Annotated in this window: 13 protein-coding genes; 9 read left to right on the plus strand and 4 right to left on the minus strand. The window is 66.7% G+C overall.

What is annotated here, in order from left to right; all coding sequences use genetic code 11:
* The first annotated feature begins 236 nt into the window (after positions 1–236).
* The 4 genes from Actob_RS13425 (at position 237) to Actob_RS13440 (ending at position 12,974) form a co-directional block, all read left to right on the plus strand.
* Positions 237–9,800 (plus strand): LamG-like jellyroll fold domain-containing protein, encoded by a 9,564-nt coding sequence (locus Actob_RS13425; RefSeq protein ID WP_284920491.1) that lies wholly within the window; start codon positions 237–239, stop codon positions 9,798–9,800.
* A gap of 70 nt (positions 9,801–9,870) precedes the next feature.
* Positions 9,871–10,860, plus strand: coding sequence for a hypothetical protein (locus Actob_RS13430; RefSeq protein ID WP_284920492.1), 990 nt, complete (start codon positions 9,871–9,873; stop codon positions 10,858–10,860).
* Positions 10,861–11,539: 679 nt separating this feature from the next.
* A complete protein-coding gene (locus tag Actob_RS13435; RefSeq protein ID WP_328518443.1) occupies positions 11,540–12,412 on the plus strand; it encodes an IS5 family transposase in 873 nt (290 codons plus the stop codon).
* A 19-nt stretch (positions 12,413–12,431) separates the two neighbouring features.
* Positions 12,432–12,974: a DnaJ family domain-containing protein gene (locus tag Actob_RS13440; RefSeq protein WP_284920494.1), complete on the plus strand. Its 543-nt coding sequence runs from the start codon at positions 12,432–12,434 to the stop codon at positions 12,972–12,974.
* Positions 12,975–13,068: 94 nt separating this feature from the next.
* Here the strand turns inward: Actob_RS13440 and Actob_RS13445 are convergent, their stop codons facing one another.
* Positions 13,069–14,688, minus strand: coding sequence for a DUF6114 domain-containing protein (locus Actob_RS13445; protein WP_284920495.1), 1,620 nt, complete (start codon positions 14,686–14,688; stop codon positions 13,069–13,071).
* Positions 14,689–14,770: 82 nt separating this feature from the next.
* On the minus strand, positions 14,771–15,418 hold the full coding sequence (locus Actob_RS13450; RefSeq protein WP_284920496.1) for a DUF6230 family protein: 648 nt from the start codon (positions 15,416–15,418) through the stop codon (positions 14,771–14,773).
* Between the two features lie 485 nt (positions 15,419–15,903).
* Here Actob_RS13450 and Actob_RS13455 point away from each other — a divergent pair, with 485 nt between their 5' ends.
* From Actob_RS13455 to Actob_RS13475, 5 genes are all read left to right on the plus strand, one after another.
* Complete coding sequence (locus Actob_RS13455) at positions 15,904–17,817, plus strand: ATP-binding protein (protein ID WP_284920497.1); 1,914 nt, start codon at positions 15,904–15,906, stop codon at positions 17,815–17,817.
* 305 nt (positions 17,818–18,122) lie between these two features.
* Complete coding sequence (locus Actob_RS13460; RefSeq protein ID WP_284920498.1) at positions 18,123–18,911, plus strand: FAD binding domain-containing protein; 789 nt, start codon at positions 18,123–18,125, stop codon at positions 18,909–18,911.
* Positions 18,908–21,523, plus strand: a complete 2,616-nt coding sequence (locus tag Actob_RS13465) for a molybdopterin-dependent oxidoreductase (protein ID WP_284920499.1) — start codon at positions 18,908–18,910, stop codon at positions 21,521–21,523. Before Actob_RS13460 ends, Actob_RS13465 begins: the two co-directional genes overlap by 4 nt.
* 38 nt (positions 21,524–21,561) lie before the next feature.
* Positions 21,562–23,238, plus strand: coding sequence for an L-lactate permease (locus Actob_RS13470; protein WP_284920500.1), 1,677 nt, complete (start codon positions 21,562–21,564; stop codon positions 23,236–23,238).
* 46 nt (positions 23,239–23,284) lie between these two features.
* Entirely contained in the window at positions 23,285–24,865 is a 1,581-nt protein-coding gene (locus Actob_RS13475) for an amidohydrolase (RefSeq protein WP_284920501.1), read from the plus strand.
* Between the two features lie 232 nt (positions 24,866–25,097).
* On the opposite strand, the gene Actob_RS13480 is transcribed toward Actob_RS13475, so the two are convergent.
* Together Actob_RS13480 and Actob_RS13485 are read right to left on the minus strand one after the other, a co-directional pair.
* The gene (locus Actob_RS13480; RefSeq protein ID WP_284920502.1) at positions 25,098–25,460 is read right to left on the minus strand and encodes a helix-turn-helix transcriptional regulator; all 363 of its coding nucleotides are present in this window, start codon (positions 25,458–25,460) and stop codon (positions 25,098–25,100) included.
* A 90-nt stretch (positions 25,461–25,550) separates the two neighbouring features.
* Positions 25,551–26,519: an RICIN domain-containing protein gene (locus Actob_RS13485; protein ID WP_284920503.1), complete on the minus strand. Its 969-nt coding sequence runs from the start codon at positions 26,517–26,519 to the stop codon at positions 25,551–25,553.
* Positions 26,520–26,816: the final 297 nt, after the last annotated feature.

Below are 26,816 nucleotides of genomic sequence, written 5' to 3' on the forward strand. Positions count from 1 at the left end.
TCACCTGGACTGCCATAAGCGCGACTGCGGCCCATGCCGCCAGGCGGAAGCGTGGGTGCATCAGGTGAACATAAAGGTTTTCGGATGGGCGCAGCAAAGTGATTTTCATCACTGACCCGAGGTTGACCTCGGGTGATCCGCAAATGGCAAAGTGCGAGCAGTCTGCCGTGCGGGACTCTTCTTGCGGCCAAGTGGCGGGCACTTAGGCGTCACTTAGGCTTCGGCCGTATGGGGGAGTGAGCGACGTGCGCGGTAGCGTTCGCAGCATCCGAGTTGGGCTGTCATTCCTGCTGACATCGTGCCTGGTGCTGGCGATGGAGCCAGGCGCGGTAGTTGCCGCGCCGCTTGCGTCGCCAAATGCCCCGTCGGGCAGCCCGGATACCCCTGACCAGGTGTACGGAACTGCGGCCAATAAGGCGCACCGTACGACGGCTGCTGCTACTGCGCCTCGTAAAGGAGCCAAGGTCGCTCCTGGCGCCAAGGTCGCGCGCCCGGCCGGGGCCGTGCCGGAGGTCACGCTGCACGAGCCGAAACGCAAGCCCGTGTCATCTGGCTCACTTCTGCATGAGGACCCGGCTGCCAAATCGGTGCCTCAATCAAAAGCCCGTGCATTCAGCAGGCAGAGGAGCCGCAACCGGCCTGACCTGAGCACTGCGACCACGACCGTCTTCGAGAACACTGATGGCACGTTCACCGCAGAGATCCACCGCGCCGCAGTCAACCGACCGGACAGTGCTGGCGGATGGGTCCCAGACAAGGCACTCACAGGATCGGCGACCCAGGCGGCCTCGGCAACCACGCTGGCCGCAGCGGTGACGAATCCGACCGGGCAGAGGACCACCTCCGACAGCACCTACGTGAAGTCCGGCGTCAACGAGAACTTTAGCAGTGACAATGCCCTTTATGTTGGTACGCACGACGGGCACAACTACAACTCGTTCATTAAATTTGACGGTTTTGCCACGCAGTTCCAGAATGCCTACATCCTCAACGCCAACCTGTATCTGGACACTGAGTTCGGCGACACCAGTGCCGGGTTCTGCCAGGCAGCGCCAGTCAGCGTTGCTCCCGTCACTTCCTCCTGGAATCCGGCCACGCTCAAGTCCTATCCCGGCCCGTCCAGCGGGACGGCTATCGGCAGCAGCACCTTCATGGGTGGTGTTAACTGCCAGAACGGCCGGGTCTGGGCAGGTATCGCCTTGAAGCCACGGACCTTTACCAACTGGGCTCACGGTTGGGCCCCGAACTACGGGCTTGCGATCACCGCGCCGTATACGGCGACAGCGTGGAAGGAATTCAACCCGGACGACGCTTACCTGGCAATCGAATACGCTGCGGATGGCGCTGGTGCGTCGTACTCCGAGACCCTGTATGCATCGCCATGGAATAATAAGACCGGTTGGGCCAAGGTGACGATCCAAAACGAAGGATCGGCCACCTGGACACCGACCAACGGTTACAAACTTGGCTACCAGATTTACACCGTCGCTAATGGTGCGCGTACCCTCTATTCCACGTCGAACTACTTGACCGCAATGCCTAGGAATGTGGCACCGAACACCTCAGTCACGGTAACGGCTACGCTGCCGGCGCTGTCTCCTGGAGAGACCTACCAGGTTTGCTGGGACATGGTGCACAACGGTCAGTACTTCTCTGGTCTTGGAATCCCGCAAGCCTGTTACGCGCTGGATGTCGTTAACAATCCGCCGGTCATCGACTCATTGTTCCCGTACAACAACTCGACTCAATATTCGCTGACGCCGAAGTTGTACATGACCGCCCATGACGTCGACGCCTATCCCAACACTGGGCTGAAGTATACCTATAACCTTTACATCAACGGCTCCGCCACGGTTCTCGCCACCTCTGGAACAACCACTTCGGCGAGTTGGACTGTTCCGGCTGGGAAACTATCTTGGGGCAGCACCTACTACTGGCGTGCCCAGGTCACTGACGGCACTACGGCCTCCGCGTGGTCGCAGCCCGGCTACTTCAGCGTTCCAGCACCGCCGCAGCCCTTGGTGACTAGCCACCTTGGTGCAGCTTCGGCCAGCTCGACTGTCAACGGCGCATCAGCGACCGCAGGCAACTATTCCACCGAGGTCGTCGACGCTTCCTCGCCTGCAGGGCTTGCAGCGCAACAGCTCGAGATCCGGCGTACCTACAACAGCATGGATCCCAGGCTGGAGAACGCTTTCGGCGCCGGGTGGTCCTCGCTGCTCGACTCGCGACTGATCCCTGATAACGACGGCACCAGCAGTGTAGTCGTGGTCTTGCCGAACGGCCGCGAAGAGCGTTTCGGACTCAACGCGGACGGCAGTTACACGTCGCCGCCCGGTGCACGACAGAAACTCGTACAAACCCCTGCGGGTTCCGGCCACTACCAGTTGAGGGACCCGTCTGGTCTTGTCTACGAGTTTGCAAACGAGCGCGTCGATTCTGTTTCCGGCCAAACCTATGTCAGCCTACAAAGGGTTGTGGACGGAAACGGGCGCGCCGTTTCTTTGTCGTACGACACGTTCGAGGTGGCTGGCGCGGACGGGGTAACGGCATCGATGTTGCTGCCCAGCTCCATTATTGGTGGTTCAGAAAAACGCGGTGCGTTCGGCTCGCGCAACGAATTGGACTTCAGTTGGGGTGCCGCAAGCATTGTCACCGGTTCGGGCAGAATGGCCCTGGCCCCGCATGTCAGCAAGGTCAGCCTAGTGACACTCAAGTATGGCCTGGGCGGCAAATTCCGGGTCAGGGAGTGGACGTATGGTTATGACGCTGCAAATAACCTTACGTCGGTGTGTCCACCGGACAACGGCGCCGCCTGCACGGGTTATTCGTATACCTCTGGAAGTAATTCCGGTTCGCATTTCTCGGCGATGGTTACCGACGCGTCCCCGCTTGGCTACTGGCGCCTGACTGATGCTGGGGGGACTACTCGCGCCGTCGACCAGGTCGCTGCCAATGTTGGCACCTTCGATGCGATGTTGACCAGCGTCACGCTCGGCCAGCCAGGCGCATTACCGGGGACTCCGGCTACGTCCGCAGCATTTAACGGCACCAGCTCCAAGATGAGCCTGCCGAACGACCTGGTTTCCGGTAGCAATATGACGGTGGGCATGTGGTTCAAGACCACTCAGGCTGGTGGGACGCTGTTCAGCTACCAGAGCCAACCGGCCGGTACGGCAGCTCCCGTTTTCACGCCGGCTCTCTATATCGGCACTGAAGGTAAACTCCACGGCAAATTCTGGGACGGCAGTGCCACCCCACAAGCTGTCACCACGAAAGCAGTCAACGACGGTAAGTGGCACTATGCGGTACTGGCCGGAGCATCCACCAAACAGAAGCTGTACTTGGACGGTGCGGAAGCCGCGTCATTGAGTGGTGCGACGATTGCCTCGTCGGGTCAGCCATACGTTACGGTGGGCGCGGGCCGATGCGCCGGCGGCTGGGCGGCATGCCCGACCAATAACTCGCTTGGCTGGTTCGCTGGGCAGATCCAGGATGTCTTCTACATCAACAAGCCGCTTGGTCTGCCGGCGATTCAGCAGCAGTACGCCGCTGGAATCACGGCGGCTCGGGAGCTGGTGACCGCCAAACTGCCATCAGGCAAGACCGCTGCTGTAGTCACGTACGACGCACTTGCCGATCGGGTGAACTCCGTGACAACTGGAGACGGTGGGACAACCCGATTCAGCCTTCCATCGACGTCCGGCTCAACGAATTACTACCGCGGTGCCGTTCTGAGCACCCGGCCGATCCTCGGCTATCCGCTGAACGAAGAATCCGGCACGGTTGCTCGCAACCTGCTGGGCCTCAACCCGTCAACCGATGATCATCAGGATGGCGTCTACAACGATGTGGTTCTCGGCGTTCCCGGCATCTTCGGTGACGATGGTGACACCGCAGCATCCTTCAACGGCTCCTCCTCATACCTATCGCTACCGCCAGGCTCCGTCGACGTCAACACCAGCGCATCAGTCGGTCTGTGGTTCCGAACCAAAACTGCCGGTGGAGTCCTTTTCTCGTACCAGAACACCCCGATCAACGACACCGTGCCGCAATACTTCACTCCGCTGCTTTACATCGGGACCGACGGCAAGCTGCGCGGCCAGCAATACGACGGCACCGCCTCGCCGATCACCTCACTCGCCGCAGTCAATGACGGCAATTGGCATATGGCGTTGATCACGGCGGCTGGTGCAACGCAGAAGCTGTGGCTTGATGGGGTAGCACAGGGTACCCGGACGGGCAGCGCCGCCCGCCCGAACGCTGCCGCTCAGAACGTTGTCGCCGTCGGCGCTGGCTACCTCGGAGGTGGATGGCCGTCCCGTCCTGCAACCGCCGGTCAAAGCAGGTTCAATGGCGACATTGCTCAGGTCGCTGTCTATAGCTTGGACATTGACCAGATTACGCCCGGCGTGGCGGCCTACCTGTTTCAGGCGAAGGGCTCGGCGATGAGCCCGATGCCTACCACCACCGTTACAATCACCGACCCGAATAATGCAACCTCCACGGTCGCCATGGATCCGGTCAACGGCATGCGTATCACCGCTGTCACTAATGCTCTTGGGCAGACGACGGCGTACACCTATGACACTCTTGGCAACCGGGTCGGTATTACCGACCCGGCAGGACATTCCATCAGCCGAGTGTTCGACAAGAATGGCAATGCGGTTCAAGAAACGACCTGCCAAACCGCTAAATCTTGTCAAACAACGAATTACACCTTTTACTGGGACAATGCAAACCTAGCTGATCCGCGCAACGGCAAAATCCTGACAAAGATTGATGCACGTGCCGGGACTTCCGGGGCTGCAAATACCACATATCGCACCACCTATGCCTACACCGCTACTGGTGATGTCGCTTCGGTCATAACACCGCCTACAACTGAGGCGCCCAACGGCCGTAAAACCACCTACAGTTATACAACTGCTGATAGCAAGACTTTTGACAGCGCGGTGAAAACGACCGAACCTGGCTTGCTCGAGTCGGTCACCGACCCCCGTGGGCAGAAGACCGTATACGGCTACGACGAGTTCGGCATGCTGCGTCGGGTTGTCGAGGCTTCTGGGCTCACGAGAGAGTATTTGTACAACGCGCTCCGCAGCACTGTTCAGCAGGTCACTGTAACTTCGGATACTTATCCCAACGGTGTCCGAACCATATTCAACTACGACGATCGCAATCGACTGACATCCCAGCTCGGGCCGACCACGACGGACGCCGTGACCGAGCGAACACACACGCCCCATGTGATCCTGCAGTACGACGTCGACGGCAACATCACCAAACAGGCTGCTGAGGACTGGGGACAACTCGAGGACCAGTACCTCGCCCACGACCCCGACTTCGTCGACGACAGAATCACGTCAATCAAGGCTTCGGTTCCGGGCCAGTCCGGCCTGGACGCGCCACGTAGCACCAGCTTTACCTACAACGCGGGCAACCGGATCGAGACGCTCACCGACCCACTCGGGAATGTTACTCGGCACAGCTACGACACCAACGGCTGGAACACCGAAAGCACCACGCCAGACGGGAATGTCTACCGCAATACCTACTCTGGGGTCGGGGAAGTGCTTACCACCACACTGACCGGCTGGATTGGTGACCCCAACGCGCCTAGTACGGCAAACGATCTCGTCCTGGAATCACGTGCCTACGACCCGGCAGGCAGGCTAGCCTCGGTCACCGACGCCATGGGCCGAACCACGGCCTATACCTACTTCGACGATGACCGTCTCGAATCCGTCACTAAGGCCGCCAGCACACCCGACGCCATTGTCGCCGCACGGTACGGCTACGACGCTGCCGGGCATCTAATCAGCGAATGCCTGAACGCCACCAATGCTGGATGCGCCCGGCAGGTCAACTACACCGTCGACAACGCCGACCGGATCACCGGCACCGTCATCGACCCGGCGGGTTTGAAGACCAGCATTACCAGCACGTTCGACAACAACGACAACGTGCTCACCCAAACGCTGACGGGTGCGGGCGCATCCGACTCTCGCAGAAGAATCTATACCTATGACACCGCGGGACGCTTGGCCACCAGCTCGGTTGACACCGGCGCCCAGACAATCACCACGAAAAACACGTACGATCAACGTGGCCTGCTCACCTCTCAAATCGATCCGCGGGGCAACCTGACCGGTGCGACACCCTCGGACTTCACTACCAGCTATCGTTACGACGAGGTTGGCCGGCAGATTGCAGTCAGCAGCCCACCGGTAAAAACAGAGAACGAAGGCGGCACCGCCGTTAAGGCCGTGGCCACCGTGCTGACCGGTTACAACACATTCGGTGAGCAGGTTGAGACGAAGAGCCCAACCGGCAAGATCCAGGCGAACACCTACGACGTTGGCGGTCGGCTAACTGCTAGCGCCTGGGCGGCCTATACCGCGCCTGGCACGAGCACCACAGTCACCCCGGTAGTCCGTTATGCCTACGACAAATTGGGTCAGCTGATCACTCAGACCGACCCTTTCGGAAACGAGCAGTCCTACCAGTACGATCAGCTCGGCAACCGGGTCACCCAAACATTGCAAGATGGCCGTACCACCCGAATCACCTACGACACCGTTGGTGAAGCGCTTTCGGTGACCAACCCGCTCGGAGCACGTAGCGAGGCTACTTACAACGCCCTTGGCCAGACGGTCACCGCCACCCAGATCGAACGCGGTACCCCGCCGGCGGCTTACACCACCTCTTACGGGTACGACGCGGCGGGTCATCTGACCAGTGTCAAAGATCCGCTCGGCAAGACAGTCCACCGTACTTACAACGGTGTCGATCTGCTCACCGCCGAAACCGACGCGCTCGGCAACGAGTCAACGACCGACTACAACTACGCCGGCCAGCCGACTAGAACGACTGCAGCCGACGGCACCGCCACCACCTATGCGTATGACCTAGCCGGACGGCTTACCAGCTCCGCCCAGCAGGACGCCAACAGCAAGATTTTGCGCACGAACTCGTTCGATTACGACGTCGCCGGCAACCAAACCTCGACGACCGATCCGCTCGGCAAGACCATCACCACGACCTACGACGCCCGTAACCGCATCGTCAGCCAGGTGCAGCCGAGCACCCCAGGTCAGACCATCACCACCTCCTTCGGCTATGACGCGGACGGCAATACCACCCGCTACACCGACCCGAACAACAACGCCACCACTTACACCTTCAACAACCTCGGACTTCCCGAGTCGACGATGGTGCCGGCTGTGGCAGGGCAGACGGCAGCCGCTGATCGCACCACATATTTGCGCTACGACGTCGGCGGCCGACAAACCTCGATCACCCGACCGGGCAACGTCACCATCGCCTACACCTACGACAAGACCGGGCGGCTCATCACCGAAAGCGGTAGTGGCGCCGAAGCCGTCACCGAAACGCGGACCTACGGCTACGACGCCGCCGACCACCTCACTACAGCCACCGACCCGACCAGCACCTCGGCCTACACTTACGGTGATCGCGGCCTGATGCGAACCGCCAGCATGGCTGGTTGGGACACGACCTTCAATTACGACGACGCCGGTCGCCTGATCGGCCAGACCGACCCGTCCGGAATTACCCGGTACGGTTATGATGACGCCAACCGGCAGACCAGCCAGACGGACCCGATTACTGGCAAGACTGTCACCTTCGCCTACGACAAAGTCGGCCAGGCAACTGGTGTCAGCTACGGCGACGGCGGACCCACGCGCACGTATTCCTACGATCCGCTGCACCAGCTCAAGACCGACGTGCTGAAGAACGCCGGGGGCGAGATCATGGCCTCCGTTGCGTACGGCTACGACGACGCTGGGCACCTCACCTCGAAAACCACCGCCGGCGTTGCCGGAGCCGGAAGCAATACCTACACGTACGACGATGCCGGCCGACTTGCCTCCTGGACTGCCGGAGCCGTAACCACCCCGTACACCTACGACTCTGCTGGTAACAGGACTCGGGCTGGGCCGACCAGCTACACGTACAACGCCCGCTCGCAGCTCACCTCAGCCACCACCGGGTCAACTAACACGGCCTACAGCTACACCAGTCGCGGTACCACCTCAGCGATCACTAGTGGCAGCACTACCACTGCTATCGCTTCGGACGCGTTCGACCAACAGATCACTGCAGGCGCAGCTCGCTACGACTACGACGCGCTCGGCAGAGTAGCCACCCGAGTCGACGGCAACACGACCAGGACATTCAACTACCAGGGGCAGTCCAACAACGTCGTCAATGACGGCACGCAGATCTTCGGGCGCACCGTCGGCGGTACTCCACTGTCGGCCAAGGTCGGTGGAACGGCATCGTTCTTGAACGTCGACCAGCACGGCGACGTCACCGGCACCTTCGCCGCGGACGGGACTAGTCTCAGCAGCTCGGCCACTTATGATCCATACGGCAAGGTCACCAACGCGGCGGGCACTCGAGTCAACCTCGGCTATCAGGGCGGCTGGACTGATCCCACTACGAACTTCGTTAACGCCGCATCTCGCTGGTACAACCCGGGAACCGGCGGCTTCACCAGCGCTGACACACAGCAAAATCCGCCGACGCCAGCAGTCAACGCGAATCCGTATGCCTACGGCAACGATGACCCGTTAAGTCACGCTGACCCCACCGGTCACGATGCCTGCGGTACGTACAACGCCACCGTTGCTGCCATGAAGGCGGCTATCTATGCGGGTCTGCACCCAGACTGGCGGAAGTTCTGGCTGTCGCCCCTCCGGAAGCAAGCCATCGGGCCTCCGGTCGAAAGGAATACCAGTGGCGGCGGTGGAAACGGAGGTAGCGGCTCCAACCCTTCCAGTGGCAACGCGGACGCAGGAAGCGGGGGCTCAAGCACTAGCTCCAACAATGGCAGCGGGTACACCGGCGGCTCTTCGTCCTGGGGTAGCCTTTACGAGCCTCCCACTTATGATGCGAGTGACGCTTGGAATGATATAAAGAGCGTCGCTACGAACAAGACCTTCTGGAATGCGGCAGGAACTGTTGCCTTCGCCGTTGGCGCGACAGCTTCAGTTCTTTACCAGTCGATGTTCGGGCTTGCCGCGGGAAAAACTGCTAGTTGTGTGTCTGGCAATGCGCCCGAAAAGCCAAAGCAGAAGGCTAAGGGAAGGTCCAAGGGGCCAGTCAAGGCTACAGGCGCAACAGGAAATGCTGATCGAGCGCCTGGTCAGCAGGCTCAGCAGAATATCGCGCCCGGTGAAGACCCGTCTGCCGATGCAAGCTCTATCTCATCGCAGCCCCTTCCCAGTGAAGACGACTGCTTTCAGGGGGCATATCAGCGCACCGACGGCTCCCGTTCTGGCGGCATGTGGGTTTGTGATAGCCCTGATTTCGTCACTGATGCCCTCGAAGATATCAAAGGGGATTATAGGACGACGGGGCGTCTTTTTGATCAGGATGGCAACCTGATAGACGAGGACATCTACGGAGGACCTATTGACTTCTGGGAGGTTACAAGTGGAGACATGAAAGGCTCCACCGCGCAGGCGGCGAGTCGCTATCTTCACCAGCATGCGAATACCAACGGTGTCCCTCCTCAAGCGTTATATCCGGCCTCGTCGGATGTGGAGACGAAATTCGCCTGGTTGATTCGAGTGAACTCTAGAAGGCTTCCAGGTACCCATTTCAATGTTGTCATAAATCACCCGAGAGGGCCATGTCCATACGATGGTTACGATAAGGGATGTATGCAGAACACCGAGGCTATTCTGCCGCCAGGCTATAGTATGGATATCTGGTACCCTGGCCCAATCAAGGCCCCGACCCGTTACGGGAGAGGTCTGTTAGAGTGAAGTGTGACCTGCCGCCACGGCCTCTTGCCGAAGCGCGTGAGTCGGCCAGCTGCGACTATGGAGCTTCGGTGTGGGAATGACTCAAGGCGACTGGGAAAGGGATTCAACCTTTGATGGGTGGGGGCCGGCTTTCGACGTACGTGAGATAGTTTTTGTCGAGGGCGCCTCATCAGAAATAGAAGATTTTCCCTGGAGCGGGACGCCTGGGGCTGCGCAGGTACTGCCGGAAATTCTTGATGCCCTTCAAGGATTGTCTTCCGCTGAAGATGGACCCTTATTTGAGTGTGTCGAGAGGATTCGGTATCTCACTTGCAGTGATGGCATAACTCGTATTTTCGGAGCCTATGTTGTGGCATCCTTGATTCGCTTTGCGGATGCCAATAGATCCGTAGCGCGCGCCAGCGTTTTGCAGCTGGTTGGAGACCTGGCACGTCTCGATAGTGCTCGCATCCCGAATCGTGAGGTGTTTCTGCAGGTAACTTTTCCATTCGCTGTTTTCGATCAATCCGGATATCTGGCGAATTGGTCTGTCGAGGCGGTTCGGATGATGATAGGGCGGAACCGGGGACGGCTGGTGGCCGGACTTGATGATGCGGATCCGGCGGTGCGAAAGACTGCATCCTACGTGATTGCCGCTTGTTTGCCTGCGGACGGAATTATTTCCGAGATCATCAAGGCGAGGCTCGAAACCGAGGCCGACGCGGTTGTGCAGATGAGTCTCGTCATTGCCGCTGCGCAGCATGACCGCGAATGTGGCCGTATTGATGAATCGACAGCGTGGGTGCAATCGCTATGGTCAAATAGCGAAGCGCCTGCTGGTGTGCGGGTGGGGGCAGCTTTCGCCTGGCTTGGCTTGAGCGGCGACGATGCGCCACGACCGCTGCAGATGTTGCTGGCAGAATTGCCAGCACCCGTGACATATCGGCTAGTGGCTCAGCTTCCATGGGTTCGGTTTGCTGCGCAAACCGGGGCGATGTTCAATTGGTGGCGTGGTTTCGTCGGTGCTGCTCGAGGGGAGCAGATGGTACGCCCACCTTCCAGCGACGTTGATCATTTCTGACGAATGTCTTAGGGTTTGGAGGGAGACTCCTGAATCGGAGTCGACCGTGCCGCGATCTAGAAGCCTAGATCCCCAATGCAGTCTGGTCAGCTGATTGATGGTTGTCATCGCTGGCTGGCGAGGATCAGTACAGCTCGGGGATTTTGTCGTCAATCTAGGCGCCGGCGGGCATGGCAATTTCTTCACTGCGCTCCGTGGCGTTCGGCAAGCCCCTTTTGGTGGATGCTTGAGAAAATTCGCCAACATGATCTGTTGAATCGGAGTTGATCATCATCGTGAGGTGAAGATCGAGCTCGTTCGGCAGTCGTGAGCAAGGCGCGGGCTGGTCGGCAGAGCCTACAGCAGCAAAACCTTCCGCCAGGCCTGCTGCGAACGCGGCACCGGACCAATCGTCCCGAAGTCCAGGGCCGCCGGAATCGGGAGCCTTGGCGGGCTGCGCTAGGTCGTTTTACCAGACCTTCATCCTGCTCCATCAGTTGCGCCGGCTGCCGTTCGCTGGAAACGCCGACTCGACATTCACGACAGCCTCATGAGCACCCGTCGGCGTCTTGATCTGCTGGCGCAGATTGATCAACTGGACCCGGTCGGAGATCCTCTTAGAGGGCGTCTGATCCTCTAAGGGGATAGTTCACGTTTGCGCACGTCATCGGCTGTGATCGTTCGTTGGTCAGGCATGGGGATGGAGCGAATTCCATATCGAACGGACCTGTCGGATGCCCGGTGGGCGTTGATCGAGCCCGTGCTGGTGCAGTGGCGTGAGGCCCGGCGGGGCCTGGGGATCAAGCCGCCGGTGCACGATCTACGGGAGATCGTCAACGCGATCTTGTACGTAGCGAGGACCGGCATGGCATGGGAGTGCCTACCGCACGACTTCCCGCCAGCGAAAACCGTCTATGACTACTACGCCAAGTGGGAGGCCGACGGCACAACGGCTCGCATCCACGATCTTCTGCGGTCTCAGGTGCGCGAGACCAAGGGCCGAGATGCTAAGCCGAGCGCTGCGGTGCTGGACGCCCAGAGCGTCAAAACGTCTTGCAACGTAAAGGAGTCCGAGCAGGGCATCGACGCGGCGAAGAAGATCAAAGGACGCAAACGGCACATCGCCACCGACACCCTCGGACTTCTGCTGGCGGTCGTGGTCACGGCGGCGTCGGTATCCGATTCGGCCGCCGGCAAGGGCCTGCTGAGCACCCTCGCTGCCGAGCATCCGACGGTGAGCAAGGTCTGGGTCGACGGCGGCTACCAGAACACGGTGCTGCGCCACGGGGCAGGACTCGGCATCGACGTCGAGGTGGTGCCACGCCGTGCCGAGAAGGGGTTCCATGTCCTTCCGCGTCGATGGGTGGTCGAGCGGACCTTCGGGTGGCTGATGCAGCACCGTCGCCTGGTCCGCGACTACGAGGCACTCCCGCAGCGTTCGGTGGCGATGGTCCAATGGGTGATGTCTAGCACAATCATGCTCAGACTGACCGAAGAATCCCCCCCAAACCTGGCGCTGAGTAACTCGAATTTCCCCATTGTACGGATATGTCGGGATCGGACGCCCTCTTAGGAGCTTTAGCCTCATTGGCATGGGCGCGTACTGGTACGAGTCGTCGATCGACCGGCAGTTGCGGGAGGCCACCGAGCGCGGTGAGTTCGAGACCCTGCCCAGCGCGGGCAAGCCGCTCGCCGGGTACGGCGGGGAGTACGACGAGGACTGGTGGGTCAAGGACTGGCTGCGACGCGAGGGCGCGACGGCCGGGGTGATCCCGCCGACGCTGGCGTTGCGCCGGGCCGTGGAGGACCTGGAGACGGTGGTCGACCGGCTGCACACCGAGCGAGCGGTCCGGGAGCACGTGGCGGAGCTGAACGTGCGGATCGGCAAGGCGCGGCGTGGTCACCTCGACGGGCCGCCGGTGATCCTGCCGGCGCTGGACGCCGACGCGGTGGTCGCGGCCTGGTCGGCCCGTGCCAGCCCCCGTGCCATCGGGGAGTCCGGGCCGTCGCCCGCCTTACCGAGACGGCGACGTCTCGCCCGCCTGCTCGGAAGCAAAGCCGAGCGAGCGCGAAGGGAGAGGGCCGCGCCGGGCGAGGAGCGTCCGCCGGAGGGAAGGGACCCCGCTGAACAATGAGCGCGGACGAGGGCGATGAGCGCGTACGAAAAAGGCGCCGGATACGAGAACGGCCCGGCTGTGATCAGCCGGGCCGTCGGTGAACTGGTGGGGATCAGCTCTCGGTGATGGTGATCGGGGAGGCGGTCAGCGTGTCGCAGCTGACGTAGGCCAGATCGATCGTCACGTTGGTGAACCAGAGCAGCGGCAGGGTCAGCGGCGGCGGCTGCTCCGGGGTGAAGGTGATCGGGATCAGGCCGAACAGGTTGCCGGTCATCTTCGGGGTGAAGAACTTGACGTTGCCCTCGGTGACCAGCTTCTTGCTCTTGACCGTGGTGACCGCGTTCCCCGGCTCGTCGATCTCCAGGCTGAACGGCTCGTTGACCGCCTTGGTCATGTTGAGCTGCAGAGCCTTGATGACGCCGTTCTGGGTGGGCACGTCGGCGACGCCCTCGTAGGTCGAGTTGTACAGGGTCAGCGAGCTGACCTTCATCTTGCCGGGCTTGATCGCCGACTTCGGGATGCCGCCGTCGTCGGCAATCTTGTTCTCCTGGCGGGCGCCGAGGCAGGGGATCACGTCGGTGCTGGCGCTGACGCTCGGGGTCGCGCTGGTGCTCTTGGCCGGGGCGCTGGTCGCGGCAGTGGCGCCGCCGGTCGCCGGGGTGGTGGTCGCGGCGTCGGTCGGCTCGGTGGTGGGCTTGGCCGTCTCGGTCGCCGACGGCGACGGCGACGCGCTCGGAGAGGACGACGCCTCGTCGTCGCCGAGGCCGAGCAGGTTGCCGACGCCGTCGACCACGTCGGAGATGCCGTCCAGGATCGGGTTGCCGTCGTCGTCCGTCGCGGCGGAGGCGGACGCGGACGCCGAGGCGGAGGCCGGGGTGGTGTTCTCCTTGCCCGAGTCGGCCGCGCCGGTCGTGGTCAGCTTGCCGTCCGGTTTCGCGGAGGCCGGCGAGTCGGCGGACTTGGTGGCGGACGCCTTGGTCGAGGCGGTGGCCGACGGGGAGACCGAGGTGGCGATCGACGGCAGGCCCTCGGGGCAGTCGTCGGCGCTGGCCGGGACACGGCTGCCGATCACCACTGTGGCGCCGACGAGCGCCGGCACCATGATGATGGCGAGGGCCTTGCGGTTGAGACCGCGGCGCGGCCCGGGGAGGTCGCCCCGCGGCTGATCAAAACCGGGCAGGATGCTCGAGTCGCTCTGCGCCGGCGGGCGCACCGCGGAGGTCTCGTGCGGGCGGTCGTCGTGGCCGGCGATCTGGATGGCCTCGGTGTTCTCACCCGGGAACAGCGGGTCGCCGGAGGGGCCCTGCGCGTGGTTGTCCGGGCCGGTGGCGTCGGTCGGACCCAGCTTCGGGACGTCGGGCCGGGTGGGACGGGGGGTCCAGGAGATCGCCAGCGCCCCGCCGATGATCCCGTTCAGCATGCCGATGAACCAGCCACCGAAGTTCAAGCCGATGAACGAGTAGACCGCGGTGAGCAGGCCGATGATGCCGTAGAACATGCGTTGGGCCGGGGTGAACCAGACCAGGAGGCCGCAGAGCAGCATCAGGACGGGCAGCACGTAGGACAGGAAGCCCTGCGGCCCGACGTGGATCTCCAGCCGCATCTCGGTCAGAAGCGAGAGGTTCGAGCTCAGGAACAGGAAGAAGGCGGACCACAAAAGGAACAGGCCACCCCAGAACGGCCTGCTCCGCCGCCACCGGCGGAACTTGCCCCAGAAGTTGTCCGTCGCCACTCTTCCTCCAGTGTTTCTCTTGCCGTCTCGCAAAGGGATGGGGCTCGCGGAACACTGCTCCACGAGCCCCGGTAAAGCTAGATCAGAAGCATTCCTGCTTGCCGCCGAGCAGCTTGAGGCTCATGCCCTTCAGCTTGAAGCTCGACGCGGTGGTGAGGTACGCCTGCTGCTGCAGCTTGTCGATGCTCACGCCGCTCGCCTGCTGGGCGAAGCCGCCCTTCGCGCCGTGCTCCTTCGCGCCGTCAGCGTCGACCAGGGAGGCGTCCCGGCCGATCTCGATGTCCTTGAACGTGGCGTCGCCGCCCAGCTCCGACATGCCGATCAGCAGGTCGTCAGCCTGCACCGCGTTCGCCGCCGAGCCATTCGGGTTGCCGGCGTCGAACTTGGCGGTCGTGGCAGCCGTGATCTTAAGGGTGGCGATGCCGCCCGGCGCAAGAACCGACTGGCACAGGTTGTAGATGTCGGCGTGGTTGATACCGGACATGGCCGCCAGGATCGGCTTGCCGTCAGCGTCCTTCAGCTGCCCGCTGTACTGGGTGAAGCCACTGCCCTCGAGGTGGTCCGCCGTCAGCTTGAACTGCGTGCCCGACACCGTGATGTTCGCGGCAAGGGCGCCCTGAGCAAGAGCAACGACGAGACCGGTGGCCACGGCGGTGGGAACGCCCACGGCCACCGCGAACCGGCGCCAGTTGGTGCGCCCGGCGGCGGTGACGCTCTGCGAATCCTCCACGGATCCTCCTATCAAAGAGATGACGGCTGTTCAAACCACACCGCCAAGGGCTCGTATCGACGGGCGACACTTCTGCCAACCGCCGACAGTGAGGCAAGTCGATGCCGTCGTCGTAACGTTCGGGAAATGTTGCCGCCCCTGCACGGTGACTACAAGGGCCGGAGCTACTAGTCAGTAACCCACATCACTTGATCTTGCTTACGCAGCGTGATGTTGCTGTCCGCCGTGTCCGAAATTCCAGCTACAAAGCGGACAACCAGCCGATATTCATGGGTGTGGCGGTAACCACAGGTAATGCCGCTCGACCGGTCACGGATCGGTAACGAAATCCAGTGAACTCTCAGCAACCGGTTTCTCGGGCCGCTAAGGCGAGTCGGCCCACCGATTCGGCGGAGGCCGATCTCCGCTGAATGGCCGGGCCGCCTCATCTCCGGCCCGGGCCCTGCCGATGTGAGGAACATGATCGCCTCAGAGGAGCGCGGCCGGTGAGGCTGCGGCGCCGGCTCAACCGGGGCTTCGCCGCCCTGCTGGCGTTGTTCACGGCGTTCCTCGTGGTGCAGGTCGGCATGGGCGCGCGGCTGCGCGACGACCACGACCGGCGCTCGGCGCGGATCGACGCCGCTCGTGAGGCCAACCGGCTCGCCCTGCAGCGGATGACCGACGCCGAGACCGGGGTGCGCGGCTTCCAGCTCACCGGCGAGCGGCTCTTCCTGGAGCCGTACCAGAGCGGCCGTGGCGCCGGCCTCGCGGCGCTGGCCCGGGCCGCCGCGCAGACCTCTGACCGGCAGACCCGCGACCTGCTGCGCGCCGAGCAGCAGGCGGCCGACGACTGGCTCCGTGAGTTCGCCGACCCCGCCGCGAGCGGCGGCGCCCGGGACAACCCCCTGGGCAAGCAGCTCTTCGACCGGCTCCGGGCGATCAACGCGGCCGCCGACGACGCGATCCAGGCCGAGTGGCGGGCCGAGAACGCCGCCGCCCGGCGTACCGGACGACTCCTCGCCGTCGTCTCCGGCGTCCTGGTGCTCGCCGTCCTGGGCGCGGGCTACCTGCTGGTCCGGGTCAGCCACCGGCAGCTGCTGGTCCCGCTGGCCCGGGTCGGCGACACCATCCGGCGGCAGGCGGCCGGCGACCGGTCGGCCCGCGCCGAGGCGGCCGGTGCGGCCGAGCTGCGCACCGTGATCGAGGCGCTCAACGACCTGGCCGCGCAGACCGAGGAACTGCTCGCCGCCGAGCAGGCCCGGACCGCCCGCGCCTGGCTGTCCCAGGCGGTGGTCGCCGAGCTGCAGCGGGAGGGCGTCGACCCGGCGGTCCTCGGCAACCGGGTGGCCGCCCGGATCGGCGGCGCGCTCGGCGCCGACGCGGTGTACGGCGACCTGTTCGTGCCGGGCACCGGCCAGGTCGCGGTGCGCTGGCCGGACACGGCGCCGGAGCTGCCCGCGGTGGCCGGCGCCGAGCTGCGGGCCGTGCCGCCCGGCCGGCCGGTACCGTGCGCCGGCGGCCTGGCCGTGTCGATCGGCGGCGACGCCGAGTGCCCGGGCGGCCATCTGCTGGTGGTCCGGGACTTCCTGCCGGGCTTCACCGAGCCGGAGCACCGGCTGCTGACCAGGGTGGGGCGGGAGATCGAGCGGGCGCTGCGGCAGCTGAGCATCCGGACCCAGCAAGACCTGCTGATCAGCGAGCTGCGGATGCTCGACCAGCGCAAGGACGTCTTCATCCAGACCGTCACGCACGAGCTGCGCACGCCGCTGACCAGCATCCTCGGGTACGCCGAGATGATCGCCGACCAGGACGACGAGCTGAACCCGATGCAGCGCCGCTCGGTCAACGCCATCCTGCGCAACGCGCACCGGCTCCAGGACACCATCGGCGACCTGCTGCTGCTGGACCGGCCGGCCGACGCGGCGGGCGCCGCCACCGAGCCGCTCGACGTGGCGGTGCTGGCCACCGCGGTGCACGCCGAGCTGGAGGCGGCGGCGCACGCCAAGAACCTCACGGTGAGCTTCGAGGCCGAGCCGGCCTGGGTGCGCGGCGACCAGACCCAGCTACGGCGGGCGCTGCGCAAGCTGCTGGAGAACGCGATCAAGTTCACCCCGGCCGGCGGCAGCGTGACCTGGCACTGCGACGCGGACGAGCGGGCCGTGACGGTCGCCGTCACGGACACCGGCATCGGTATCCCGCCGGAGGACGTGCCCGGCCTGTTCACCCCGTTCCATCGAGCCGGCAACGCGATGGACCAGGCGGTGCAGGGGCCCGGTCTGGGCCTGGCGATCGTCCGGGACATCGTCCGGGACCACGGTGGCAGCATCGCCGTGCAGTCGGTGGTCGGCCGGGGCAGCACCTTCACCATCACCCTGCCGGCCGTGCCGGTGCCCGCCCCGGTGCCGATGCCGGCGTCCTGACCGGTCCGGAGATCCCGCACCGGACGATGAGAGCGCCGTCACGGTTTCCGAGCCGGATTCGCATCCGGAGCCACCGGTCGGCCGGTCCGGGGCGGCAGCGTGGCTCTCAGGGCCGCTACGCAACGGTTCCGGCGCGGCGCCGTCCCCCGGCAAGGGGGTGGCGGACTCCGGCGTCATCGAAGACGATCGGGCCCGGAGACCGGCGTCCGGCTCCCGCGCTCCGGCGCCGGCCTCCCCTGAACGCCCGGCCGGATGCGCCGCGCGGAGCGTCATGATCGGAAACACGCGGCGCGTAGCGTGCGAACGTGGACCTGCACACCGTGACCGAAGTGATCACCTCGGCCGGACCCGGGATGTGGCGGCCCGGTGACGTCTGGCTCGGCGGCGGGACGGCGCTGTTCGGCGAGCCACGCCCGCACCTCACCCGGCTGCTCGACCTGCCGTCGGCCGGCTGGCCCGCGATCACCGTCCGGGACGACGGGGTGGAGATCGCGGCCACCTGCACGATCGCCGCGCTGGCCGGGCACTTCCGCGAGCACGAACTCGTCCAGCAGTGCTGCCACTCGTTCCTGGCCTCGTTCAAGATCTGGAACGTCGCCACGGTCGGCGGCAACCTGTGCGCCGCGCTGCCGGCCGGGCCGATGATCTCGCTGGGCGCGGCGCTGGCCGGGGTGTGCACCCTGATCGGCGCGGACGGCCGGGTCCGGCGGGTGCCGGTGGCGGACTTCGTGACCGGCGAGGGGCGGACCGTGCTACGGGACGGGGAGCTGCTGCGTTCGCTCTTCCTGCCCGGGTACGCGCTGGCCGGCCGGACGTCGTACCGGAAAGGGTCGCTGCATCGGCATGGGCGGTCCGCGGCCTTGCTGATCGGCCGGGCCGAGCCCACCGGGGGTCTGGCCCTGACCGTGACCGCCGCGACCCGCCGGCCCTGGGTCCTGCGCTTCCCGGAGCCGCCGCGGGCGGCGGAGCTGGAAGCGGCCCTGGCCGGCATCCCGGCCGGCGCCTTCACCGACGACGTGCACGGCAGCCCGGCCTGGCGCAGGCACTTGACCGGGCACTACGCGGAGCAGATCAGAGCGGAGTTGAGCGCGTGAGCGTGGAGATCAACGGAACGCCGCACGAACGCGCACCCCGCCCCGGCCAGTGCCTGCGCACCTACCTGCGCGAGGAGGGCTGCTTCGGGGTGAAGAAGGGCTGCGACGCCGGCGACTGCGGAGCGTGCACGGTGCACGTCGACGGCGAACCGGTGCACTCCTGCGTCTACCCGGCCTTCCGCGCCGAGGGCCGCTCGGTGACCACCGTCGAGGGCCTCGGCACGGTGGACGACCCGCACCCCGTACAGCAGGCCTTCCTGCGGGCGCAGGGTTTCCAGTGCGGTTTCTGCACGGCCGGCCTGATCATGACGACCGCCGCGCTCACCGAGGAGCAGCGCGCCGACCTGCCCCGCGCGTTGAAGGGCAACCTGTGCCGGTGCACCGGGTACCGCGCGGTCGCCGACGCCCTGGCCGGCCGGTGTCACGTGTGGACCGAAGGCCCGGCCGTCGGCTCGGCGCTCGGTGCCCCGGCCGGTCCGCAGGTGGTCACCGGGACTGCCCGGTACACCTTCGACGTCGAGGTGCCCGGCGTGCTGCACCTCAAGGTGCTCCGGTCGCCGCACGCGCACGCCCGGATCGTGGCCGTGGACACCGCGGAGGCCGCCCGGGTCCCGGGCGTCGAGCTGATCCTGACCCACCAGGACGCCCCGGACCGGCTCTTCTCCACGGCGCGGCACGAGAACGTGGCCGAGGACCCGGCGGACACCCGGGTGCTCGACGACGTCGTGCGGTTCGCCGGGCAGCGGGTGGCGGCCGTCGTGGCGGTCAGCGAGGCGGCCGCCGAGGAGGCCTGCCGGCGGCTGCGGGTGGAGTACGAGCCGCTCCCGGCCGTGCTCGACCCGGTCGCGGCACTCGCCCCGGACGCGCCGCTGGTGCACGGCGACAAGCGGGACCGCAACGTGGTGGCTGAACTGCACGCGACGATGGGCGACCTGGCCGCCGGGTACGCCGCGGCGGACGAGGTGTACGAGGCGACCTTCCGCACGCCCCGGGTGCAGCACGCCGCGCTGGAGACGCACGGGGCGGTCGGGTGGCTCGACGAGGACCAGCGGCTGGTCATCCGGACCAGCTCGCAGACGCCGTTCCTGACCCGGCGGGCGCTGGCCGCCCTCTACGACCTACCGCTGGACCGGGTCCGGGTGCTGACCGGGCGGGTCGGCGGCGGGTTCGGCGGCAAGCAGGAGATGCTGGCCGAGGACCTGGTGGCGCTGGCGGTGCTGCGGACCGGACGGCCGGTGAAGTGGGAGTTCACCAGGTCGGAGCAGTTCGCCGCGGCCACCACCCGGCATCCGTTCACGGTGCGGGTGAAGGCGGGGGCGCGGCGGGACGGGACGCTCACGGCGGTGGAGCTGGACGTGCTGGTGGACACCGGGGCGTACGGAAATCATGGTCCTTCGGTGATGTTCCACGGGTGCCACGAGTCGGTGGCGGTGTACCGATGCGCGGCGATGCGGACGGATGCGCGGTGCGTCTACACCAACACGGTGCCGGCCGGGGCGTTCCGTGGGTACGGGCTGGGGCAGGTGACGTTCGCCGTCGAGTCCGTCCTCGACGAGCTGTCGCGGAGGATCGGGATGGATCCGGTCACCTTCCGTGAGGTGAACGTGGTCCGGCCCGGGGACGACCTGACCGCTCCCGGCGATCACGTCGACGATCTCGGGATCGCCTCCTACGGGCTCGATCAGTGCCTGGCCAGGATGCGGACCGCCGCCGGCTCGGCACCGGAGGCGCCGGCGGGCTGGCTGACCGGCGACGGCATGGCGATCGCGATGATCGCGGCCGGGCCGCCCGGCGGGCACTTCGCCGACGCGACGATCCGGGCGCTGGGGGAGGGGCGGTACGAGCTGTCCGTGGGCACCACCGAGTTCGGCAACGGCAGCACCACCGTGCACGCGCAGATCGCCGCCGACGAGCTGGGCACGACCCCGGACCGGATCGTCATCCGGCAGTCGGACACCGACGTGGTACGCCACGACACCGGCGCCTTCGCGTCGACCGGTGTGGTGGTCGCCGGGCAGGCGGTGCTGCGGGCGGCGCGGGCGCTGCGGCTCACCGGCGGCGAGGTGGCGCACGGGCACTGCGACGGTACGCCGCGGTCGGTGGCGTTCAACGCCCAGTGGTTCCGGGTGGCGGTCGACCCGGCCACCGGGGAGCTGCTGATCCTCGGCAGTGTGCACAGCGCGGACGCCGGGACGGTGCTGAACCCGCTGCAGCTGCGCGGGCAGATCGAGGGCGGGGTGGCCCAGGCGCTGGGGGCGACCCTGGCCGAGCATCTGGACATCGGCCCGTCGGGCGCGGTGACGACCACGACGTTCCCGGCAGTACCACCTGCCGACGTTCGCCGACACGCCGGTCACCGAGGTGCACCTCGCCGACACCTCGGACGCGATCGGGCCGCTCGGCGCCAAGTCGATGAGCGAGAGCCCGTTCAACCCGGTGGCTCCGGCGCTGGCCAACGCGCTGCGCGACGCCATCGGGGTGCGGATGACCGAGCTGCCGTTCACCGCCGACCGCATCTGGCTCGCGATGCGCGGGGGCGCTCCGGGCGTACCGGGGACGACCTGACGGCGGGCCGCGGCGGACCGGTTTCGTTTCCGCGGGGCACGGGCTAGATTGCGGGAAAGGTGATCGACATGTCTGGATGGCTGCCATGGCGGATGCCCTGCTCGCGGAACAGTTCCAGATCGTCACCGATCCCGTCGCGGACTCCGTGGCGCTGTCGGCGATCTTCGCCGTGCTCTCGCTGCTGACGCTCTTCCTGCTGCTCGGGGTGTTCCGGGTGCGGGCCTGGCTGGCCGGGCTGGTGGCGCTCGCGGTGGCGCTGATCGTCGCGGTGACCGTCTACTCGATGCCGGTCGGGCAGGCGCTGCTGTCCGCTTCGGAGGGTGCGGCGTTCGGGTTCTTCCCGATCCTGTGGATCGTGATCAACGCGATCTGGGTCTACAACCTGACGGTGGTGAGCGGGCACTTCGACGTGCTGCGGCGCTCGATGGAGCGGGTCAGCCCGGACATGCGGATCCAGGCGATCATCGTGGCCTTCTGTTTCGGCGCGCTGCTCGAGGCGCTCGCCGGCTTCGGCACGCCGGTCGCGGTGACAGTGGTGATGCTGATGGCGCTCGGGTTCCCGCCGATCCGGGCGGCCTCGGTGGCCTTGATCGCGAACACCGCACCGGTCGCCTTCGGGGCCCTCGCCACGCCGATCACGACGCTCGGGACGGTGGCGTCCGGTGCGTCGGGCGACCCGCGGCTGACCCCGGACACGATCGGCGCGATGGTCGGGCGGCAGACGCCGATCCTGGCGGTCATTGTGCCGCTGGTCCTGGTGTCGGTGGTGGACGGCCGCCGCGGCGTCAAGCAGACCTGGCCCGCCGCGGTGGTCGCCGGGGTGGTCTTCGCGGTCGGGCAGTTCGTGGCGTCCAACTACATCTCGGTGCCGCTCACCGACATCATCGCGTCGCTGGCCGCGGCCGCCGCTGTGGTGCTGCTGCTGCGGGTGTGGCGGCCGCGGGAGAGCCCGCACCTCGCTGAGGGCGCGGTGGAGACCGGCGGCGTCCGGACCGCGGTCCGGCGGGATGCCGGCGTCGAGGTGCTGCGCGCCTACGCCCCGTACCTGATCATCATCGTGATCTTCGCGATCGCCAACCTCGGGCCGATCAAGCGGGCCCTCGCCGAGGAACCCTGGACCGTCGTCGTCAAGTGGCCCGGCCTGGACGTCCTGGGTGCCAACGGCAAGCCACTCGCCTCCACCAACTTCACCTTCGGCTGGCTGGCCGCGGCCGGCACCCTGATGGTCTTCGCGGGCATCCTCACCGCCATGGTGCTGCGCGTCGGTCCCGGCGCGGCGCTGCGCGCCTACGGGCGCACCTACGTGGAGCTGCGCCACGCGATCGTCACGGTGATGGCCGTGCTCGCCCTCGCCTACGTGCTCAACCAGTCCGGCCAGACGAACACCCTGGGCGCCTTCCTGGCCACCGCGGGCAGCGTCTTCGTCTTCCTCTCCTCGATCCTCGGCTGGATCGGGGTGGCCGTGACCGGCTCGGACACCTCGTCGAACGCGCTGTTCGGGGCGTTGCAGGTGCAGACCGCCGGGAAGGCCGGGCTCGACCCGCTGCTGCTCGCCGCGGCCAACTCCTCCGGCGGCGTGCTCGGCAAGATGGTCAGCCCGCAGAACCTGGCGATCGCCGCGGCAGCTGTCGGCATGGCCGGCCGGGAGGGCGACATCTTCCGCAAGGTCGTGTTGTGGAGCGGCATCCTGCTGTTCTTCATGTGTGTGCTGGTCACCCTGCAGGGGACGCCGGTGCTGGATTGGATGATCCCCGCGGGATGAGGTCGCCGGGTTACCGTGTGACCACCCTCGGTGAGGAGTCCTCCGCATGACCGCCGCTGACCTGATCCTGATGGCGGACCGGATCCACACCATGCTGCCCGGTCCACCACCGACCGCGATCGCCGTCGCCGGCGGGACGATCACCGCGGTCGGCGGGCGCGCGGACGCCCGCGACTGGCGTGGCCCGGGCACCCAGGTGCTCGACCTGGGCCCGGCCACCATCACCCCCGGCCTGGTCGACGGGCACGCGCACCCGGTGATGGGCCTGAGCATGACCCGGGGCGTCGACCTGTCTCCGGTGCGCACCCGGGACCAGCTCGTGCGGACGCTGCGGGCGGCACCCGCCCCGGACGGCTGGATCGAGGGCTACGGGCTGAACCCGGACGCGTTCGAGGGCGCCCCGGTCACGCACGCGCCGCTGGTCGAGGCGCTCGGACCGGACGTGCCGGTCTTCCTGGTGCTCTTCGACGCGCACTCGGCACTGGTCAGCCCCCGAGCGCTGGAGATCGCCGGGATCACCGGCCCGCGCGCGTTCGCCTCCGGCGCCAGCGTGGTGTGCGACGCCGACGGCACGCCGACCGGGCACCTGCTCGAACTGGAAGCCGCGATGGTGGTGCACGAGATGCTCCCCGAGGATCCGCCCGCGGACCGGCGGGCCCGGCTGCGCGACCTGATGAACCGGATGGCGGCCAGCGGACTGACGGCGGCGAACGCCATGGATTTCGGGCTGGACTCGCTGGAGCTGTTCACCGCCCTCGAGGCGGACGGCGAGCTGCCGCTGCGCTGGCGGTGCGCCCCGTTCGTGATGCCCGGCGACGGCCTGGCGAAGGTGGTCGAGCAGCAGCGGCTCAGCGGCCGCCGCTGGCGGGTCGAGGGCGCCAAGTTCATGATCGACGGAACCATCGACGGCGGCACCGCCTGGCTGAAGGAACCGGACACGCACGGCGAGTCGACCGCCTGCTTCTGGCCCGACCCGCGGGAGTACGCGGCGGCCGTCGAGGTGCTGGCCGGCCGCGACATCCCGATCGTCACGCACGCCATCGGCGACGCCGGCATCCGGTTCGTCCTGGACACCCTCGGCCGCCTGCCGCGCCCGCGCCTCCCGCACCGCGTCGAACACCTCGAGACGATGCCCGCCGAGCTGCTCGGCCGCTTCGCCGAACTCGACGTGACGGCGAGCATGCAGCCCACCCACTGCACGCACTACACCCGCGCCGACCACACCGACAACTGGTCCCAGCGTCTCGGCGACAAGCGCGCCGACCGCGGCTTCCGGGCTCGTGACCTGCGCGAGCACGGGGCGCGGCTGGCCCTCGGCTCGGATTGGCCGATCGCGCACTTCGACCCGCGCGGCATCATGGCGGCGGCCCGGCTGCGCCGCCCGGCCGGCGAGCCGTCGATCGCACCGGTGCTGCCCGAGCAGGCGCTGACCGCCCGGATGGCCCTGGAGGGCTTCACGACACAGGCCGCGGAGGCGGCGGGCCAGTCCGACGCGGGCCGGATCGCTCCCGGCTTCCGCGCCGACCTGTCGGCTTTCGAGGTGGATCCGCTGACCGCCGGCCCCGATGAGTTCGCCGAGTCCCCGGTGCCGCTCACGGTGGTCGGTGGGAGTGTTTACCGCTTTTAACCCCTTTTCGGTACGACCTGGGGCTCCCCCAGGCGCACCGAGCCCGTCCCGGGCCAACCCGCGAGGCGGTGCCACCCGGGGCCGACCAGCGACTCACGGGTGTGTCTGTGGGTTCGCGGGTGTGGCTCGCGGCTGTCGCGGGTGCGTGCTGGTGGTCGCGGTCGTCCTATTCAGCATCGACGTGCCGGTCGGTGTGGGTGCGTGCCGCCCGGACCGGGAGCGGCCGGTGCGGTCACGGGGCGAAGCGGGCGGGCGTGACACCCAGGATGCGTTTGAAGTGGCGGGTCAGGTGGGGCTGGTCGTAGAAGCCGCTCCGGGTGGCGGCTGTGGAGAGCGGCTGACCGGCGAGGATCAGGCGGCGGGCCCGGTCGACCCGGCGGGAGATGACGTACTGGTGTGGGGTCATGCCGAACTCGTGGCGGAACGAGCGGACCAGGTGGGCCGGGGCGAAGTGCAGCCGGTCGGCGGCGGTGCGCAGCGGGAGGCCGGCGACGATGTGGGATTCGAGCAGGTCGCGGAGGCTGTGTGCGGCGCCGCGGTGGGGTGGTGGGACCGGGTGCGCGCCGAGGTGCACCCGCAGGCGCTCCAGGGACACCGCGAGCAGGTCGTCGGCGGCCGGTTCGTCGCCGGGGGCGCCGACCCGTCGACAAGGTGCTCAAGGGCGCGTCGACGCACGGGTGAGCGGTCAGCGCAGGGACCACCGCTGGTGCGACTCGCCGGTGCACCTGACGACGACGACCCGGGTGCCGGGGCGGGCGCCGCCGGACGGGTCGGTGAGGCACTCGTTGCTCGCCATGTTGATCACCTCGTGGGCGCCGGTGGTCCGCCACAGGGACGGGGTACGCCTGTCGCAGTCGGCCAGGTGCACCGTGTCGTCGCCGACCAGCAGCGCGCACCTGCCCATCACCCGCAGCGTCCCGTCGTCGGCGAGTGTCCACACCTGGGCGATCGAGCCGTTGCAGTCGAAGACCTGCATGCTGTTGTCGTCCGACGGGATCGCGTTCGGCACGTCCAGGCAGAGGCCGTTTCCGCTGACCAGCGCGCCGGTGCCGGCGGTCAGCGGGGACGGCGCGATCGCCGCCGGCAAAGGGGCGGTGGTCCCGGACCCGGCGGTCGAGCCCGCCTCGGCCGAGGCGGTCGTCCGCGTAGCAGGGGTGGTGGCCGTGGTGGCCGGTCCGGAGCTGGCCGCGACCGAGGCGGTCGGCTTCGGGTCCCGGGTGTGGCCGCTGTCGCCGCCGGTCCCGGTGCTGCCGGCGCTGCCGGTGGTCGCCCCGGCCGCGTCATCACCCGGGGACGGTGACGCCGAGGCGGCGGCCGGGCCGGTCACCGCGGGCAGTGGACGGTCGGGCAGGTCGGCCGAGAGGGTGGGCTCGAACACGGGGCGCAGCGCGGTGTACCCGGCCACCGCCAGCACGGTGACCACCCCGGCGCCGACGCCCGCCACCAGCAGCGGCCGCCGTCGTCGCCGCGGCCCGCGCGGCTTACGCGCCGCGGTGCCGGAGAACACCGGAAGGATCTGGGTGGGCGAGTCGGACGCGGTGCCCGCGGGCCAGGTGGCCCCGGACGAACCAGACTCCGTCGGCTCGCCGTCCTGAACGACGAACGGACGCACCAACAACGGGTCTCGGTCGGTACCGAAGTCCTCGTCGTCCACGGTGTGCACCCCCGGTCGGCAATCGATGAACCAACTTACCGGCACCGGCGGGCCGGCGTGGGGTCCGTCCGCCGGAGCGGGCCTCGGCCGAGCCGCCCAGCCGGGTCCGCCGGCTGTTCCGGCGGTGGCCGCCGGAGGGTACGGCCGGGGTCGTGAGCTGCGAGCATGCGGCCCGGTCGCGCAGCCACCCCCGATGCCGGAGTGGCCTGCATGACACCGGCAAAGTCAGGTCGCCGACAGGCGTGTCAGTGGAACCGGTCAATATTCCGAAGGCCGGTCGGCGGGCCGGCCGGCCAG

This window comes from Actinoplanes oblitus, assembly GCF_030252345.1.
Classification (GTDB): domain Bacteria; phylum Actinomycetota; class Actinomycetes; order Mycobacteriales; family Micromonosporaceae; genus Actinoplanes; species Actinoplanes oblitus.

Excerpts from the sequence above, each read along its gene's own strand:
- Actob_RS13435 (WP_328518443.1), top strand. The coding sequence starts at position 11,540 with ATGGAGCGAATTCCATATCGAACGGACCTGTCGGATGCCCGGTGGGCG.
- Actob_RS13470 (WP_284920500.1), top strand. The coding sequence starts at position 21,562 with ATGGCGGATGCCCTGCTCGCGGAACAGTTCCAGATCGTCACCGATCCC.
- Actob_RS13440 (WP_284920494.1), top strand. The coding sequence starts at position 12,432 with ATGGGCGCGTACTGGTACGAGTCGTCGATCGACCGGCAGTTGCGGGAG.
- Actob_RS13475 (WP_284920501.1), top strand. The coding sequence starts at position 23,285 with ATGACCGCCGCTGACCTGATCCTGATGGCGGACCGGATCCACACCATG.